Source organism: Beijerinckia indica subsp. indica ATCC 9039, from assembly GCF_000019845.1.
Taxonomy (GTDB): Bacteria; Pseudomonadota; Alphaproteobacteria; order Rhizobiales; family Beijerinckiaceae; genus Beijerinckia; species Beijerinckia indica.
In genome coordinates, this window is record NC_010581.1 from 1,824,567 (window position 1) to 1,840,640 (window position 16,074).

A 16,074-nucleotide genomic window follows, 5' to 3' on the forward strand; every position below is an offset into this window, starting at 1 on the left:
GGACCGAACGAAATCCTGATCGCTCCGTCTCCCATGCTCCAATGAGTGACATGCTGACCCGATCTGAAACAGAAGAAAAGGGCAAAATTTTTTCTTGTTTGTTGCAAGGTGATGTCAGGACGGGCCCTCGCATTGTCATATGTCATGCGCGGAAAAAAGCTATCATGCTGATGATTCGCATGGAAAGTCGCAGCAGGAGAGCGATCACGATGTTGGCCCGGTTCGTCTCCCTCGCCTTTCTCGATCGCAAAAGTCTGCCAAATCCCTATGATTTTGCCGCCTTCATCCTGCTGCTCGCCGCTTTCGTCGCGGTGGCCTATGGTTCCTCGGGCCTGACACTGCCCCTCAGCGCCCCCGAGGCCACGCACATATCCCTCGATTATGGCGCCCTGCCCTATTATGCGCTGCGCACGACCTTGCGCATGTTCGCCGCCATCGCCGCCTCGCTGGTTTTCACGTTCACTTATGCGACCCTTGCCGCCAAGAGCCAGCGGGCCGCACTCGTGCTCATCCCGCTGCTCGATATTTTGCAATCGGTGCCGATCCTCGGCTTTCTTTCCTTTACCGTCACCTTCTTCCTGCATCTTTTTCCGGGCTCCACACTCGGAGTCGAATGCGCCGCGGTTTTTGCGATTTTCACCTCTCAGGCCTGGAATATGGCCTTTTCCTTCTATCAATCCTTGCGCAGCCTGCCGCGTGATCTCGTCGAGGTGGCCAACGGTTTCCATCTTTCGCCCTGGCAGAAATTCTGGCAGCTCGAGACACCCTATGCCATGCCGGCTTTGATCTGGAACACGATGATGTCCATGTCGGGCGGCTGGTTTTTCGTCGTCGCCTCGGAGGCAATCTCGGTCGGGGACACGACGGTCAAACTCCCTGGCATCGGCTCCTATCTCGCTCAGGCGATCGAAATGCGCCGCATTGACGCTGTCATCGCGGCGGTCGCGGCGATGGCAATCGTCATCCTGCTTTATGATCAGCTTCTGTTCCGCCCCCTCGTCGTGTTTGCTGGCAAGTTTCGCGTTGAGCTTTCCGCGAGCCAGACGAAGGAGAGTTCCTGGGTCGCCGATCTGTTCAATCGTACGCGTTGGTTGCGTGCTCTCATGAGCATGCCGGTTCAGACGCTCTCGAGCATTGCGCTCTGGCGTCTTGAACTCCCGTTCTGGCGGGCGCAGGCCATAGACAAACAGGCCCATTCGAGCCGGGTTCTCGATCTCTTGTGGATCACCCTCATTGCTTTTCTCTCTCTGTGGGCCTTGCGCTTCGTCATTGTCTTCGTCGGCCAGACTCTGACGTTCGCGGATATTCAAGAGAGTCTCATTCTCACCTTTTTCACCATGCTTCGCGTGGTGCTTCTCATGGCTCTGGCGACATTGGTCTGGGTGCCGATCGGCGTATTCATCGGCTTGCGTCCGGCACTCGCGGAAAAGATCCAGCCGCTGGCACAATTCCTGGCGGCCTTTCCGGCCAATGTGGTCTTCCCCATCGTCGTCGTCGTGATTGTGCGGTTCGGCCTTAACCCCGATATCTGGTTGAGCTTCCTGATTATTTTCGGCACGCAATGGTATATTCTTTTCAATGTCATTGCGGGCACCATGGCTTTTCCGAACGATCTCAAGGAAGCCGCCTCCTCCTTCGGCATCAAGGGGTGGAACTGGTGGACGTCCGTCATCCTGCCCGGCATTTTTCCCTTTTATGTCACGGGTGCTCTGACGGCCTCTGGCGGCTCATGGAATGCCGCGATCGTCGCTGAATCCGTGAAATGGGGCGATGTCAGCATCGAAGCGCATGGGATCGGCGCCTATATTGCCGATGCAACCGCCAAGGGCGATTATCCGCGCATCGTGCTGGGCGTCACCGTCATGTCGATCGTCGTCATATTGTTTAATCGGCTCGTGTGGCGGCCCTTGTTCGGCCTCGCGGAGCGGCGGCTCAGATTGGATTAAGAGGCTCGTCATGGTGGAAATACGGTCCCCGTTCACTCAATCCGCCTCCCAAATCCTGGTCGAGGCCAAGGACATTTGCCAAAGTTACCGCACAGGCTCAGGCGAGACCGGTCCGCTCGTGCTCGATCATGTGGGCCTCACTTTGCGCGAGGGAGAGATTATCGGTCTTCTCGGGCGCTCGGGCTGCGGGAAATCGTCCCTGCTCCGGATCGTTTCGGGTCTGGTGCTGCCGGCCTCGGGCAACCTCACCTATCTCGGCGAGCCCGTTACCGGACCTGTCGACGGTGTCGCCATGGTTTTCCAGAGTTTCGCGCTCTTTCCCTGGCTTACGGTGCTCGCCAATGTCGAACTTGGGCTGCGGGCCCGCAAAGTCGGCCGGGAGGAAGCACGGGCGCGCGCGTTGAAGGCGATCGATCTGATCGGGCTGGATGGTTTTGAATCCGCCTATCCTAAGGAATTGTCGGGTGGCATGCGCCAGCGCGTCGGTTTTGCGCGCGCCCTCGTCGTCGATCCGAATATTCTTTTGATGGACGAGCCTTTCTCGGCGCTCGATGTCCTCACCGCCGAAACCCTGCGCACCGACCTGCTTGATCTCTGGGTCGAGGGACGGCTGCCGATCAAATCGATCCTGATGGTCACCCACAATATCGAAGAAGCCGTCTTGATGTGCAATCGCATCATCGTGCTGTCTTCCAATCCGGGCCGCATCAGCGCCGAAATACCCGTGACCATGCAGCATCCACGCAATCGGTTGGATCCAGAATTCCGCCAATTGGTCGATAAGATCTATGCGCTTATGACCAAACGGCCTGAGCCCGGCCCCGTCGGCCGTGAAGCGGGTTTCCCGGGCCTTGGGCTCGGAATGTCATTGCCGATCATTTCGACCAATACGCTCGCCGGCATGATCGAGGAAATCGCCGCCGATCCTTATAAGGGCCAGGCGGCGCTGCCGGAGCTCGCCGACAGTCTGCAAATGGAAATCGACGATCTGTTTCCGGTCGGAGAGACCTTGCAGCTTCTTCGTTTCGCAGAGCTCGGCGATGGCGCGATCAAATTGACTCCGCAAGGACTGCGCTTTGCCGATGAGGAAGTGGATATCCGCAAGCAGCTTTTCGGGGCGCATCTTCTGGCCCATGTGCCGCTCGCGGCCCATATCAAGGCCGTGCTTGACGAGCGCCAGAACCATCGGGCCAAGGCCAGCCGGTTCCTTGAGGAACTCGAGGATTACATGTCGGACGATTATGCCGAGCAGACGTTGAAAAGCGTCATCAATTGGGGCCGTTATGGCGAGCTCTTCGCCTATGATGAAAATTCGACGACCTTCAGCTTGGAAAATCCACAATAGGACATTAGAGCATCGCTCGTTGAACGAGAATCGGGTGCGACGCTTCGGATTGGGTCCAAGATCCGTTCCGTTGGTGGACCCACACCCCCAAAATGCTACGGTTGAAAGTGGTAGCATTCGGATAAGAAGTGATGTATTTTCATCATATTACACATGGCCTCTGAAAGTGGGCGGTCCTTTTATGGTCAATTTGAAGCGCCTATAAAGGCTTATAGCATCGCTCGTTCATTCGAATGTTTGAGCGATGCTATAGAGCATATCTGATTTTATCTTTGGATCTGAGCCATTGGAATCCATGTATACTTTTTTCTTTAAATAAAAAGATAATTTACGGCGTAATTCTCGTGAGGAATCGTAATGACGCATTACGTATCGGTGGTAATACCTTGCTATAATGCAGCCAATACCATCGGTGAATGTCTGTCTTCGCTGGAAGCACAAACCTATCCGCGCGAATTCTATGAGATTATCGTGGCGGATAATGGTTCGACGGATGGCTGCCTCGATTTAATCCGTCAAAAGTTTCCACAAGTCCGCATCGTTCAAGCAGTCCAGAAGGGCTCCGGCTATGCGCGCAATGCCGGGATTGAAGCCGCGGAAGGACAACTGATCGCGAGTATCGATGCAGATTGTGTGGCGGACTCCAAATGGATCGCAACTTTGGTCGAAGCGATCGAAAGGGTATCGGACGAGGTCGCGGCGATCGGCGGGATGATCGAGCCTTATTCCTACAAAACGACCATCGAACATTTCGAGGATTTCTGGATCAAGCAGGAAAATTTGCGCCAGGGCAAAGGTCTCGTGCGCTATGCCGAAACGCCCAATGCTATTTTCCGCATTGGTCCCTTACGCGTCATGGGGGGATTTGACGGAACCATGGGTTTCGATGACGCGGATCTCGGCATCAGGCTCCAAAAGGCTGGTTTCCGGATCGAGTTTGCGCCCGGCGCCATCGTCAAGCACCGTAATCCCTCCACTTGGCATGAATTGTTTCGGCACCGCCGTAAATATGGCGCGTTCAATTTCAAGCTGGCGCAAAAATATCCGGAATTATTGGGCGATGTCACAGATCCGCGAACCGCGCGGCGCGTCCAATTGGAAACGATCAGACGTGTCTGTGGCGGAATCGTCATCAAGTTTCCCCTCGCCTTGCTGACAAAGTGGGATAAGCCTTCGCGTTTGTGGCCCCTCGCCGATGCCGTCGCGGCCCTCGCCAATTATCTTGGCTACCGCGACGCCTATGTGGCGTTTCAACGCTCTTCTCACCACTGACAGAACTTGGCTAACCCAGCTTGAACCATAAGGTGGCGATGCCGAGAAAAGAGAAGAAACCAACGACATCGGTGACCGTCGTGACGAAGGCGCCTGACGAGACCGCCGGATCAATCTTAAAATGAGCAAGCGTCTGGGGAATGAGAATACCACCCAAGGCGCCGGCCGCGAGATTGATCAACATAGCCAATGCGATCACAACACCAATGCCCGGCAATGAAAACCAATAGCCGGAGACAATGCCCGTCATCAGGCCGAAGGCCAGACCATTCACGATGCCGACCGCCAGTTCACGGCGGATGACGCGCCAGGCGTTGGCGCGCGACAATTCGCGTGTGGCGAGCGCGCGCACGACCACAGTCATGGTTTGTGTCGCCGCATTGCCGCCCTGGCTTGCGACAATGGGTGCGAGCACCGCGAGCGCCACCATCTTCTGCATCTGTTCCTCGAACAGGCCGAGAACACTGGAGGCAATGAAAGCCGTCAGAAGATTCACGAACAGCCACAAAAAGCGACCGCGCGCCGTCCACCAGACTGTATCCGATAATTCTTCCTCTTCCGAAACGCCGCCGAGCGCGCGCAGATCGGCATCCGTCTCCTCCTGAATGACATCGACGATATCATCGATGGTGATGACACCGACGAGCCGTTCCGCTTCATCGACCACCGGCACGGAAATGAGATTGTAACGCTGAAAGATGCGGGCTACTTCGCCGCGATCCTCGGTGACGACAACACGACGGCGATCGCGCTCCATGATGTCTTCAAGAAGAGCGCTGCTGCGGGCGCGCATCAAAGTATCGAGAAAGACATTGCCGAGAAAACGATGCGCCGGATCGACGATGAAGATTTCAAAGAAGGAATCCGGCAGGTCTTCTTCATCGGTCTCGCGCATGATGTCGATCGCCTGGCCGGCGGTCCAAAAGGGTGGCGCAGTGACGACCGTGGTTTGCATCAAACGGCCCGCCGCGTTGTCCGGATAGTCGAGGCAACGGCGTAAGGCAGCGCGATCGACAGGCGGTAGAGCCTGCAGGATTTCTGCTTGTTCCTTGGCGTCGAAATCCTCCAGAATGGTGAGCGCATCATCGCTCTCGAGCTCACGCACGCCTTCGGCGACGGTCCTTGGCGAAAAATGGGCGAGAATTTCCTCTCGGATATTATCGTCCATTTCCGTCAGGGCGGCGAAATCGAATGCCGGCCCCATCAGCCTGATCAGGGGGACGCGCAGATCCGGATCAAGCGCGACGAGAAGGGCGCCAAGATCGGCCTCGTGCAGATCATCGGCCAGTTCATGGACGGCGGCTTCTTCCCCAGCCTCGACGGCGGCCGTCACGGCGGTCAGGAAATCCGCCTTGACACTGCCGTCTTCATCATAAATCGATGAGATGCCATCTTGGAAAGAAGCAGGCGAATCCTGGAGGATGTCCGCTTGGTCTTGCAGATCGGCCACGCGCATTACCTTGGAACGAAGAGTGGGATGCGCGGTTCATAGGCCGCATGGCCCCATAAGGTAAACCCACCCCCACATGAAAAATCGGGACGCGCTCTTTCTTTTCTTAATGGTCGCGGCACTCGTCCGGCCAAATGTTTGGCTGGACCTTGGCCCCGGCCCCGCCGCCGCGAGCGAGACCATCGACATGGCCTGCGGGTCCAAGCAGCCGGGTGTTCAGCGACTTGGTACGGCGAGGCAGATCGAGGTCGGGACGCAAGGTGGCCTGCAAGTTGGCCTCAAAACCTATCCGCGTGACCTCGCTTTGGCCGATCACGAAATTGTCCTGACCTTTGATGATGGACCCTGGCCGACAACGACGCCGAAAATTCTTGATGCACTGGCGGCGCAATGCGTCAAGGCAACTTTCTTCCTCATCGGGCGCAACGCGCAAGCGGCCCCGGCTCTTGTCCGGCGCGAAATCGCCGAGGGCCATACGGTCGGCCATCATACATTCTCTCATCCCGGCGCCACTTTGCGAGGCATCGGCGACATACAAGCGCGCGCTGATATCGACAAAGGTTTCACAGCCGATGACAAAGCAGCCTATGGCAAGGCAGACGCCGAACCCCGTGTCCCTTTCTTTCGCTTCCCGGGTTTTGCGGATACGCCGGCTTTGAATGCGTGGCTCAGCGAACGCAATATTGGAATTTTCGGGACAGATCTTTGGGCCTCGGACTGGTTGCCCATGACGCCGGAAGCCGAGGAAGCCTTGGTTCTTGGCCGCATCGAGAAACAGGGGCGCGGCATCGTGCTGATGCATGACAGCAAGGCCTCGACCGCCGCCATGTTACCCAAGCTTCTGGAGGATCTCCGCCTGCGCGGCTTTCGAATTGTTCATCTCGTGCCGGGCTCGGGCAAGACGGAGACCATGCCAGCGCCAGCGGGTTGGACTTCGGAGACCGAGGCCATCATCGAAACAGTCCTGCGCAAACACGCGCCAAGCCGCAAGCAGACACCAGCGGCAACGCCACCAAGGTCGGCGGAGCCATTACCACAATGATGAAATTCAGGATTGTGGTTTAGCGGCGAGCGCGAAGAGCAGTGCGAACGCCTGCAAAGCGTTTTTGCGATTTTAAGATTCTCTTCTGAGTCGCCGGTTAAGTGGGCGTCAGCAAGGTTCTCTCACAAGGTCGATTCGCCGAGGTCTTCGTCGAAAGCAGGAACCCAATCGCGATAGAGCGCTCCGGCGAGGGCGACAGTCTGCCTGTGAGTGAGACCGCCCCGATCTTGACCCGGTAAAAGCGTCTCCCATCGGAAGCATGACAGTCTTGCTTCGAAGCTTGACTAAAAGACGGGCTGGAACTCTCGCTCGGAGATACAGAGAACCCCAGGCTTCATGTGACGGCAAGGCCGAGCCTTGCGAGACTGCAGCGAGTCCCTACATTGTGCGAGCAATGTGCTTGCGAGGGATATTAAGAAGCCCTTGTGCGAACGCATTGTATGCAACCGCTCAACACCGAAGGCATTGATCTAGCGCAACCATTATACACGTGAAAACGTAATATAATGGTGCGGCCAAGAGGACTCGAACCTCCACTGGTCTCCCAACTAGCACCTCAAGCTAGCGCGTCTACCAATTCCGCCATGGCCGCGAATCGTCGGTGTTGGAAGGAAACCCTCAGCACCGCGACAGGGGCGTCGTCTAACAAATCGATGAAGGTATGGCAAGCGCCCTTCGACAAGCTCGACACGATTAGTTGGACTTTCTCTTGCGATCGGATTGGGGCAAAGTCGCCAAGAGCGTTGGTGGCGGCTTTCGAGTAAGGTTCATGGCCCCTCCCTTTTCTTTCCGGAGATCTTCATGCTGACACGCGACAGCTTGACCCCTGCCATGCTGCCTGAGGCCGATGGCACCGGCATCGAATGGCGGATTTCGGAAACTTATGTTCCTTATCCGGAAGCCTTGGCGCTGATGGAGGAGCGGGCCGCAGCCATTGCCGAGGGCACTGCCGGCGAGCTTGTCTGGCTGGTCGAGCACCCTCCTCTCTATACCGCCGGCACTTCGGCGCATGATTCTGATCTTCTCGATCAACGGTTTCCTGTCTATCGCGCCGGGCGCGGCGGCCAGTTCACTTACCATGGCCCGGGCCAGCGCGTGGTCTATGTCATGCTTGATCTGAAGCGGCGCGTCCCCGATCTTCGCGCTTATGTCGCTGCCCTCGAAGCCTGGATCATCGACACTTTGGCCTCCTTCAACATCAAGGGGGAACGGCGTGAGGACCGGGTGGGCGTGTGGGTCGCACGGCCCGACAAACCGTCAGGTTTGGGCGGTGAAATGGCCGAGGATAAGATTGCCGCTATCGGCATCAGGGTCCGCCGCTGGGTCACGTTCCACGGCATTGCCTTGAATGTCGAGCCGGATCTGTCGCATTTTTCAGGCATCGTGCCCTGTGGCATTGCCAGCGCGCATTATGGCGTGACGAGCCTCGTCGATCTCGGCCTTCCAGTCAGTATGGACGATGCCGATCTGGCCCTGCGCCAGGCTTTCGAGCCGATTTTCGGCAAGACGTACCTGCCCTGAATATCTCTCGGGAAATTCCCCTTCACGTGGATTTCACAAGAGCTTTGGCTTCGCTTTTGCTTGTTGAGGAAGAGCTTCCGAAGGTTTTGCGCCTGGGGAAAAATTCGTCACCACAAGGAAACGAACGTCCGATGACCACCGGCTACGATATCAAATATGCCAAAGCCTTCTTCGACCTGCCGATCGAAGCGCGTTTGACCAAGATCATCGACAATTCCTTTCCGGATTGGGTCAATAATTGCAACACTGGCGTCAGCCTCATCTATGCCAATGCCTGCAAAATGGTCGAGGCCGTGACCGAAAAAGTGCTCGAAACCAGCGAGGATCATCTGGGCGATTTCGAGGTTTTCTCGTCAAGCACGGCGCACGAAGTCGAGACCGGCTATGATCTCTTCAACCCGGATACGGGCGCGCTGGTCGCCGCTGGCACCAACGGCGTGGCGGAAGGCTATTTCTATTTTCTCGAAACCGGCATCCGTTGCATGAGCTCGGACAATGCCAAATTCGAACCGCGCTGGCTTACGCCGGAAGATCCAGCCATTGTCGAAAATCTCGTCAAAACCTATCAGCATGTTTTCCCCGTGCAATTGCGCTTCTGGGCGCAGGACGCCGAGGACTATCAATCGCTCTATGACACGTTCAAGGCGACGCTGAAGGATTTCCCGAAAGTGAGTGTGGTCGAGAAACAATTGTCGGCGCCGCTCCGCGCGAAATTCCGTTTCCGTCCGAAGCGCAAGGAACAGATCGAGCTTGTCGAAACGCCAGTGACAGCCATCGCGATCGGCCTGGAATTATAATCACTCTTCTTGCATGTGTTTACATGTATGCGCTATCAAGCATCGGACCCGAAGGGACATCCCTTCGGGTCCGATTTTTTATGCATTCAGAGCGTGGCTAAGGTTCTGAGGCCGACGCGCAGACGCTCGGCATTGAGGCTGCCAAGCTGTTCTTCGATGGCGTCATGCGCCTGTCGCCAAAGGGGTATAGCTTCCGACAAAAGCATCAATCCTTCCGGCATCAGGTTGAGCAACCGGCCACGGCGATCTTTCGGGTCCTTTGTCACCTGAACAAGATTCCGGCGTTCCAGGGGTTTGAGCGCGGCTGTCAGTGTCGTGCGGTCCATCGCAAGCAGCGCCGCAACCATTCCCATTCCCGGAGGTTTCGGCTGATTGAGCGCCATCAAGAGAGAAAACTGGCCATTGGTCAGGCCGAGTGGCCGCAACACATCATCAAAATGCCGCGCCAGAGCCCGCGCTGAGCGTTGGACGTGCAGGCATAAACATGTATCGCGAAGCAGAAGCGTGGTTTCAAAAGGGACCATCGGTTGGTTTGACATGATAATTTATTTATGTTGATATCAATATATTTGTCAAGGCTGTGACCGTCTAACAGGAGGAATGATTATGTCCACGACCCAGGGAACATTCGTCTGGTATGAGCTGATGACCACTGACGCCAAGGCGGCCGAGACCTTTTATCGCGATGTGGTCGGCTGGGGCTCGCAGGATGCGGGTACGGAAGGCATGGCCTATACGCTGCTGACGGTCGGCGGTATCCCCCGGGCTGGCCTGATGGTGTTGCCCAAGGAAGCGAGCGACGCTGGTGCGCATCCCGGCTGGATCGGTTATGTCGCCGTGGATGATGTTGATGCGAGCGCCGCCAAGGTCTCGGAACTCGGCGGCAAGGTTTTGCGCCAGCCTGACAATATTCCCAATATTGGCCGTTTCTCGGTGGTGGCTGACCCGCAAGGCGCGGCTTTTGTTCTGTTCAAAGGAGCAGCGGAAATGCCGTCCCCTGCGCCGGGAACGGTGAGCCCGGGCACGCCTGGCACCACGGGATGGCATGAACTCGCGGCCGGAGACTGGGAAAAAGCCTTTGACTTTTATTCAGCTCTGTTTGGTTGGACCAAGGATCAGACTTTCGATATGGGCCCGATGGGCACCTATCAGCTTTTCGCGCATGATGGCGCGCCGATCGGCGGCATGATGACCAAACCACCGATCCTGCCAGTCCCTTTCTGGTCCTATTATTTCTTCGTCGATTCGATCAATGCCGCCATTGACCGCGTCAAATCCGCTGGCGGCACGGTGACCAATGGGCCGCATCAAGTGCCGGGCGGCGATTGGATCATTCATGGGCTTGATCCCCAGGGAGCCCCCTTCGCGCTCGTCAGCCGCAACGCCTGATCCAGGCTTCAAAGCACCGGGCATGGATCGAACTCAGGCCCGGTGCTTCCCTTAAAGCCTTACATGCCCTTCAAGCGCTTGTTGCATTCACTGTAATAGCCACCGCCCGTTATGATCCATTTCAGGCCGCCATTCGCATTGGTTTCTTTATTGGCGTTATATTGATCGAGGCAGGTATGCATCCGCGCCTTGGCCGGTTTTTCAGCCTGGTATTTGGCAGAAATCGCCGAGGGGAAAACCGCCGCGCTAGGAGCCGCAGCGGGGGCGGCGGGCACGGCGGGCACGGGCGGAGTTTTGGGCGCAGCCGGCGGCGTGGCAGGTTTAAGCGGATTGGCTGGAGCGGCCGGCGCGGCAGGTGCCGCGGGCGTGCCTGCCGCCACTGCCTCTGGCGTCGGCGTGCCGCTCGACCCGACACGGGCATCATGCGCGCATTGGGAGAAGAATTGCGTCCAGCTACGGCCGTTCAACATATCCCCGGCTTTTGCAGCCTGATACTTTTGACTGCATTCCTCGCGGATCGATTGAGCTTGCGCCGGGACGAGGCCCACGAAACCCATCAGCAGCAGCCCCGCCGCGCTGGCCAATGGCAGAGGCATTGTGTTTCCAAGAGCCCGGAGCGTGGGCTCAGCTCGGGCCGACACGAAACGATGAAGGTACATCGGCATCTCCTGGCTCTCCAATGTCAAACTCAAAAGGGAACACTCGTTTGGATTGTATGATGCGTCATCAAACATTCAGAACAGGATGACGAAACATCGTTTCGAACTCATGGCTTGGGCCGCTTGCATGCTGGCCCCATGCGTCATTCATAGCCGGTCCGCATGGACAAGAGATGAACACGTTTCGAGCTCAGTCCGTGATTCTCGACATGCCGACGTTATTCCTCGATCCCGGATTGCGCCAGGGTGAATGAATGCTTTCACCGACCTTGAACGGGAGTTGGGGTATGTGTTTGATGGTGAGGCATGGACTCGTTTGCGTTAACGCTTGGCCTTTGCTTTGCGTGGAGGCTTGGCGGGCCATTTGACAATATAGTCAATATAATCCTCGAGAGGGATATCGGTTTCCGACGCGGCCACTCGTCCGCGCACGGAAACGCCCGCCTTATGCACGCTGTCTGGGTCGCCAGAGACCAACGGGTGCCACCAGGCAAGGTCTTTTCCTTCGGCAATCAGACGATAGGCACAGGTGGGCGGTAACCAGCTCAGGCTTCGCACGATGTCCGGCGTGAGCGCAATGCAATCCTCGACGAGTGTTCCACGCTGCGGATAATCCTTGCAGCCACATGTCTTGGCATCGAACAAGTGGCAGGCGAGATTGGTGAAATGGATCTGGCTGGTGTCCTCGTCCTCCAGCTTGACGAGGCAACAGCGTCCACAGCCGTCGCAAAGGCTTTCCCATTCGGCCTTGTCGAATTCCTCGAGCGCCCTGCCCTGCCAGAATTTTGTTGGCAGCGAGACCTTGGTCATAAATCCTTCCCTATCTCGAACGATAAGAATTTAGAAACCGATTCGCGCCATTTGCAGGGAAAGGGGTTGATAAATCCATCGAAATTCAACCTTTGCCATTTGAATTAGGCAAGACGCACCATAAATTAGCAATTGTTGATCTCGGCTGGCTCAGGAGAGTGATTTCCAGCACACTCGGTCCCCAGGGTTTCCAAGGGGTTCCAGGCGTCTGGCATATCTATCCCAAAAATGACAGACCGCAGCGCGTTAACAGACGATCGACGCAAGGTTCGCACCTGTTTCCCCTGCCAAACTGTCCTCCAAGCGTGCCGGAGAGGAGGAGCCTGTGGGCACTTCATGGTTCTCCTGGTTGAGTAAAACTGTCAGGCGCCTGCTCCTGGAGCTTGATGCATGGATTGATTCCTCTCTTTATGACGCAAAGATCCGGTCGCGCGAGACTTATCTCGCCTATTCCGCTTTCATGGAACGGTTTCACGTCTCCGGCTGGCGGCGTATCCTGGTGGAATGTTCCTGCGAAGGCCTGACGCTCAGCATTGCCGGGGGGCTCTTCGCCCTGTTCCTGGCCATTCCGGCTTTTCAGGAGACATCCGAGGACTGGCTGAAGAAGCAGGATCTGGCGATCACCTTTCTCGATCGTTCCGGCGCGATCGTCGGCAAGCGCGGGATCAAACATGACGATTCCGTCGCCTTCGAGGAACTTCCACCGACCTTGATCCATGCCGTTCTGGCTACCGAGGATCGCCGCTTTTTCGATCATTTCGGCATTGACATTGTCGGCACGTTCCGGGCGCTGACGGTCAATGCGCGCGCGAGCAATGTCGTCCAGGGCGGCTCCTCAATTACCCAGCAATTGGCGAAAAACCTGTTCCTGTCCAACCAACGCACGCTGGAGCGCAAGATCAAGGAAGCCTATCTCGCGCTTTGGCTCGAAACACATCTGTCCAAGCGAGAAATCCTGCGTCTCTATCTCGACCGCGTTTATATGGGTGGCGGCACTTTTGGCGTGCAGGCAGCAGCGCAATTTTATTTTGGCAAATCGGTGCGTGACCTGACGCTTTCGGAATCGGCCATGCTGGCCGGCCTTTTCAAAGCCCCGACCAAATATGCGCCGCATGTTAATTTGCCGGCGGCACGCGCGCGCGCCAATGATGTCCTGACAAACATGGTCAATGCCGGCTATCTCGGCGAGGGACAAATCCATGCGGCGTTGCGCAATCCGGCCACTCCCGTTGATCGCCGGCGCGATAACAGCCCGGATTGGTATCTCGATTATGCCTATGACGAGGTGAAGAAACTGGTTGCGGCGGGCAAGCTTGGCGAGGAACGGGTTTTGACCGTTCGTACCGCGCTCGATTCCAATTTGCAGAAACAGGCGGAAACGACGATCGAGGAACAATTACGCCAGCGCGGTCCTGATTATCATGTCAAACAGAGCGCCATGGTCGTGATCGAGCCTTTGGGCGCCCTTCGTGCGATTGTCGGCGGACGTGATTATGGAGCCAGCCAGTTCAATCGCGCGACCGACGCATTGCGCCAACCGGGTTCATCCTTCAAACCCTTCGTGTATCTGACCGCGCTGATGAGTGGTAAATTCAAACCTTCCACGATCGTGCTGGATGCGCCCATCTGCATTGGCAATTGGTGCCCGCGCAATTATGGCGGCACCTATGCCGGGCATTTACCTTTAGTGAATGCGCTGGCGCGTTCGCTGAATACGGTCGCTGTACGTCTGGCGACAGCCGTCGGCGATGGGAGCCCGAAAGCGGGACGTGCCAAGATCATCGATACCGCGCGGCGTATGGGCCTGACGACACCGCTGACGGATACAGTTTCGTTGCCAATCGGCGCTGCCGAGGTGACTGTCTTTGATATGGCTTCGGCCTATACAACATTCGCCAATGGCGGTTTGCGCGCACCCGCTTTCGCGGCCATGGAAATCGCCAATAGCCGAGGCGAAATCATCTACCGTCACGATAGCGATGCCCCGGCGCCCGTGCGGATCGTCAACGAGGATACGGTTATCGACATGGATTCCATGCTTTTGCAGGTTGTTCAGGCTGGCACCGGCCGCAAAGCGCAACTCGAGGGCATCGATGTCGCCGGCAAGACCGGGACGACCAATGGCTACAAGGATGCCTGGTTCATCGGTTTCACCGGCAATTATGTCGGCGCGATCTGGTTCGGCAATGACGATGACAGTCCGATGGAGAAGATGACAGGCGGCTCACTTCCCGCCGCGACTTGGCACGAGATCATGGCCTATGCCCATCAAGGCATCGATTTGAAGCCGCTCCCCGGCCGGCCGCAACCCGTGACACCGGCCGAGACCGTGGCGAAGTCTGGTGAAACCGCCAGCGCGGACAAAACGCAAATACGCCCAGCCTTGCTGTCACCAAATGGTATCGAGGTCTTGAAAGCGATAGCCGACACCCTGTCGCAAGGAGACAAGCAGCGTTTGGCGGCAGGTCCGACGATACGATGATGAGGCTCAATTTGCGAAGGGTATCGCTCCCCCCTTCATATCGAATCTCGATCTTTTCATCTTCTTGGTCAATTAATGCCCTGAGCTTTTAGACTATGGCGAAAACCAAGATGAAAAAGCAGAGCCTGCACAGGAAAACTAAAATGCGTGTAAATGCCTAAATCTGATATAGAATATCATAAATATTTATTATTTCTTCTCATAATTAAAGTTTATTACACTGCAATAAGCAGTTTCTTATAATTAACGGCATTCCGACACTCAGAGTACTCGATTCCAATAAAGGTAAGGTGCTGTTGACGAGGCACCGGCCAGCGCGCTAAATCGCTGCTGTCCAATCCGCACAGATTAGGAATTGTAGATGTTGGAGCTTGTGACCACCCGCTGATCGTCTCGACAGATCGAGACATCTAGCTGCATCGTTTCGCTACGGCAGGTTTTGCCGGGCCTGAAATGTTGCGCGGGTGCTTCTATTCACAGGCTTAATCCATGAACATCTCACGCAGCGAGCAGCGCGTTCTTCACGTGCTCGCGCAGGGTGGATATGTCCGCCATCAACGAGCCGACAACGGCCGTATTCTCGACGTGCTCTGCTTCACGCGCGACGGCCATGTCTTGGCCGATTGCACACTAGAAGTCTTCGTCAAACTCCGACGTAAACGCTTGATCGAATCCAAAGCGTCGAGCCCTTATCGGATTTCCGATAAGGGCCGCCGCTCGGTTCGCGCTCAACTCGACAATCGCTAGGAGAAATACAACATGAACATCGAAATCCGAGCTGAGCGTGCCGGAGATGCTCAGACAATTCGTCAAGTGACGGATACTGCCTTCAAGCTCAACACCCATAGCAGTGGCACCGAAGGAGCAATCATTGATGCGCTCCGCGAAGCCCGCGCGCTGACTGTTTCTCTTGTCGCGACCGTCGACAAAGAAGTGGTCGGCCATGTCGCATTTTCACCTGTGACGATCGACGGACGAGACTTGAGTTGGTTTGGCCTGGGGCCAGTCTCAGTGAGGCCAGACTTCCATAGGCAGGGGATTGGCGGCGCCCTTATCCGAGAAGGATTGGTACGTTTGAAACAGGCAGGAGCAGCGGGATGCTTGCTGCTGGGCGATCCAGCGTTTTATCGACGTTTCGGCTTCGAAAACGATCCTGCATTAAAGTTTGAGGACGCTCCCGCTGAGTATTTCCTGAGACTGCCTTTTGGAAGCTCAACACCGTCTGGGATAGTCGCTTTTCACGAAGGGTTCGCGGCCACATGACGAATCCAGGGCGGTCCTCCCGTAAACGAGGGCTGCCCGCCCAATTATCGCGCTTTCGCAGCACAATGCCATGCGGAGGCCAAAACAAAAAGCCAACT

General features: G+C 56.5%; 14 protein-coding genes and 1 tRNA gene. 10 read left to right on the forward strand and 5 right to left on the reverse strand.

Annotated elements, in window-relative coordinates:
* Positions 1-209: 209 nt before the first annotated feature.
* The 3 genes from BIND_RS08185 to BIND_RS08195 all read left to right on the forward strand — a co-directional run bounded on the left by BIND_RS08185 (position 210) and on the right by BIND_RS08195 (position 4,563).
* Entirely contained in the window at positions 210-1,946 is a 1,737-nt protein-coding gene (locus BIND_RS08185) for an ABC transporter permease (protein ID WP_012384604.1), read from the forward strand.
* Positions 1,947-1,956: 10 nt separating this feature from the next.
* Positions 1,957-3,291 carry an ABC transporter ATP-binding protein gene (locus BIND_RS08190; RefSeq protein ID WP_012384605.1) on the forward strand — a complete coding sequence of 445 codons (1,335 nt, stop codon included), beginning with the start codon at positions 1,957-1,959 and terminating at the stop codon, positions 3,289-3,291.
* A 357-nt stretch (positions 3,292-3,648) separates the two neighbouring features.
* Entirely contained in the window at positions 3,649-4,563 is a 915-nt protein-coding gene (locus BIND_RS08195) for a glycosyltransferase family 2 protein (protein WP_012384606.1), read from the forward strand.
* Between the two features lie 10 nt (positions 4,564-4,573).
* On the opposite strand, the gene mgtE is transcribed toward BIND_RS08195, so the two are convergent.
* Complete coding sequence (mgtE, locus tag BIND_RS08200; RefSeq protein ID WP_012384607.1) at positions 4,574-6,019, reverse strand: magnesium transporter; 1,446 nt, start codon at positions 6,017-6,019, stop codon at positions 4,574-4,576.
* Between the two features lie 70 nt (positions 6,020-6,089).
* Here mgtE and BIND_RS08205 point away from each other — a divergent pair, with 70 nt between their 5' ends.
* Positions 6,090-7,055: a polysaccharide deacetylase family protein gene (locus BIND_RS08205; protein WP_012384608.1), complete on the forward strand. Its 966-nt coding sequence runs from the start codon at positions 6,090-6,092 to the stop codon at positions 7,053-7,055.
* Positions 7,056-7,562: 507 nt separating this feature from the next.
* Here BIND_RS08205 and BIND_RS08210 read toward each other — a convergent pair.
* A tRNA-Leu gene (locus tag BIND_RS08210) sits at positions 7,563-7,647 on the reverse strand.
* Between the two features lie 209 nt (positions 7,648-7,856).
* On the opposite strand from BIND_RS08210, the gene lipB reads away from it, so the two are divergent.
* Complete coding sequence (lipB, locus tag BIND_RS08215; RefSeq protein WP_012384609.1) at positions 7,857-8,576, forward strand: lipoyl(octanoyl) transferase LipB; 720 nt, start codon at positions 7,857-7,859, stop codon at positions 8,574-8,576.
* 131 nt (positions 8,577-8,707) lie between these two features.
* Positions 8,708-9,373 (forward strand): hypothetical protein, encoded by a 666-nt coding sequence (locus tag BIND_RS08220; protein WP_012384610.1) that lies wholly within the window; start codon positions 8,708-8,710, stop codon positions 9,371-9,373.
* 86 nt (positions 9,374-9,459) lie between these two features.
* On the opposite strand, the gene BIND_RS08225 is transcribed toward BIND_RS08220, so the two are convergent.
* Positions 9,460-9,912: a MarR family winged helix-turn-helix transcriptional regulator gene (locus BIND_RS08225; RefSeq protein WP_041778000.1), complete on the reverse strand. Its 453-nt coding sequence runs from the start codon at positions 9,910-9,912 to the stop codon at positions 9,460-9,462.
* A 67-nt stretch (positions 9,913-9,979) separates the two neighbouring features.
* Here BIND_RS08225 and BIND_RS08230 point away from each other — a divergent pair, with 67 nt between their 5' ends.
* Positions 9,980-10,762: a VOC family protein gene (locus BIND_RS08230; protein ID WP_012384612.1), complete on the forward strand. Its 783-nt coding sequence runs from the start codon at positions 9,980-9,982 to the stop codon at positions 10,760-10,762.
* Positions 10,763-10,821: 59 nt separating this feature from the next.
* Here BIND_RS08230 and BIND_RS08235 read toward each other — a convergent pair whose 3' ends face one another.
* The gene (locus tag BIND_RS08235) at positions 10,822-11,358 is read right to left on the reverse strand and encodes a hypothetical protein (RefSeq protein WP_050763929.1); all 537 of its coding nucleotides are present in this window, start codon (positions 11,356-11,358) and stop codon (positions 10,822-10,824) included.
* Positions 11,359-11,742: 384 nt separating this feature from the next.
* Positions 11,743-12,231: a YcgN family cysteine cluster protein gene (locus BIND_RS08240; RefSeq protein WP_012384614.1), complete on the reverse strand. Its 489-nt coding sequence runs from the start codon at positions 12,229-12,231 to the stop codon at positions 11,743-11,745.
* Between the two features lie 325 nt (positions 12,232-12,556).
* Here BIND_RS08240 and BIND_RS08245 point away from each other — a divergent pair, with 325 nt between their 5' ends.
* The 3 genes from BIND_RS08245 (at position 12,557) to BIND_RS08255 (ending at position 15,976) form a co-directional block, all read left to right on the forward strand.
* On the forward strand, positions 12,557-14,713 hold the full coding sequence (locus tag BIND_RS08245) for a transglycosylase domain-containing protein (protein WP_012384615.1): 2,157 nt from the start codon (positions 12,557-12,559) through the stop codon (positions 14,711-14,713).
* Positions 14,714-15,202: 489 nt separating this feature from the next.
* Positions 15,203-15,460 (forward strand): YjhX family toxin, encoded by a 258-nt coding sequence (locus BIND_RS08250; RefSeq protein WP_012384616.1) that lies wholly within the window; start codon positions 15,203-15,205, stop codon positions 15,458-15,460.
* A gap of 18 nt (positions 15,461-15,478) precedes the next feature.
* Complete coding sequence (locus tag BIND_RS08255) at positions 15,479-15,976, forward strand: GNAT family N-acetyltransferase (protein WP_210160546.1); 498 nt, start codon at positions 15,479-15,481, stop codon at positions 15,974-15,976.
* The last annotated feature ends 98 nt before the right edge of the window (positions 15,977-16,074 follow it).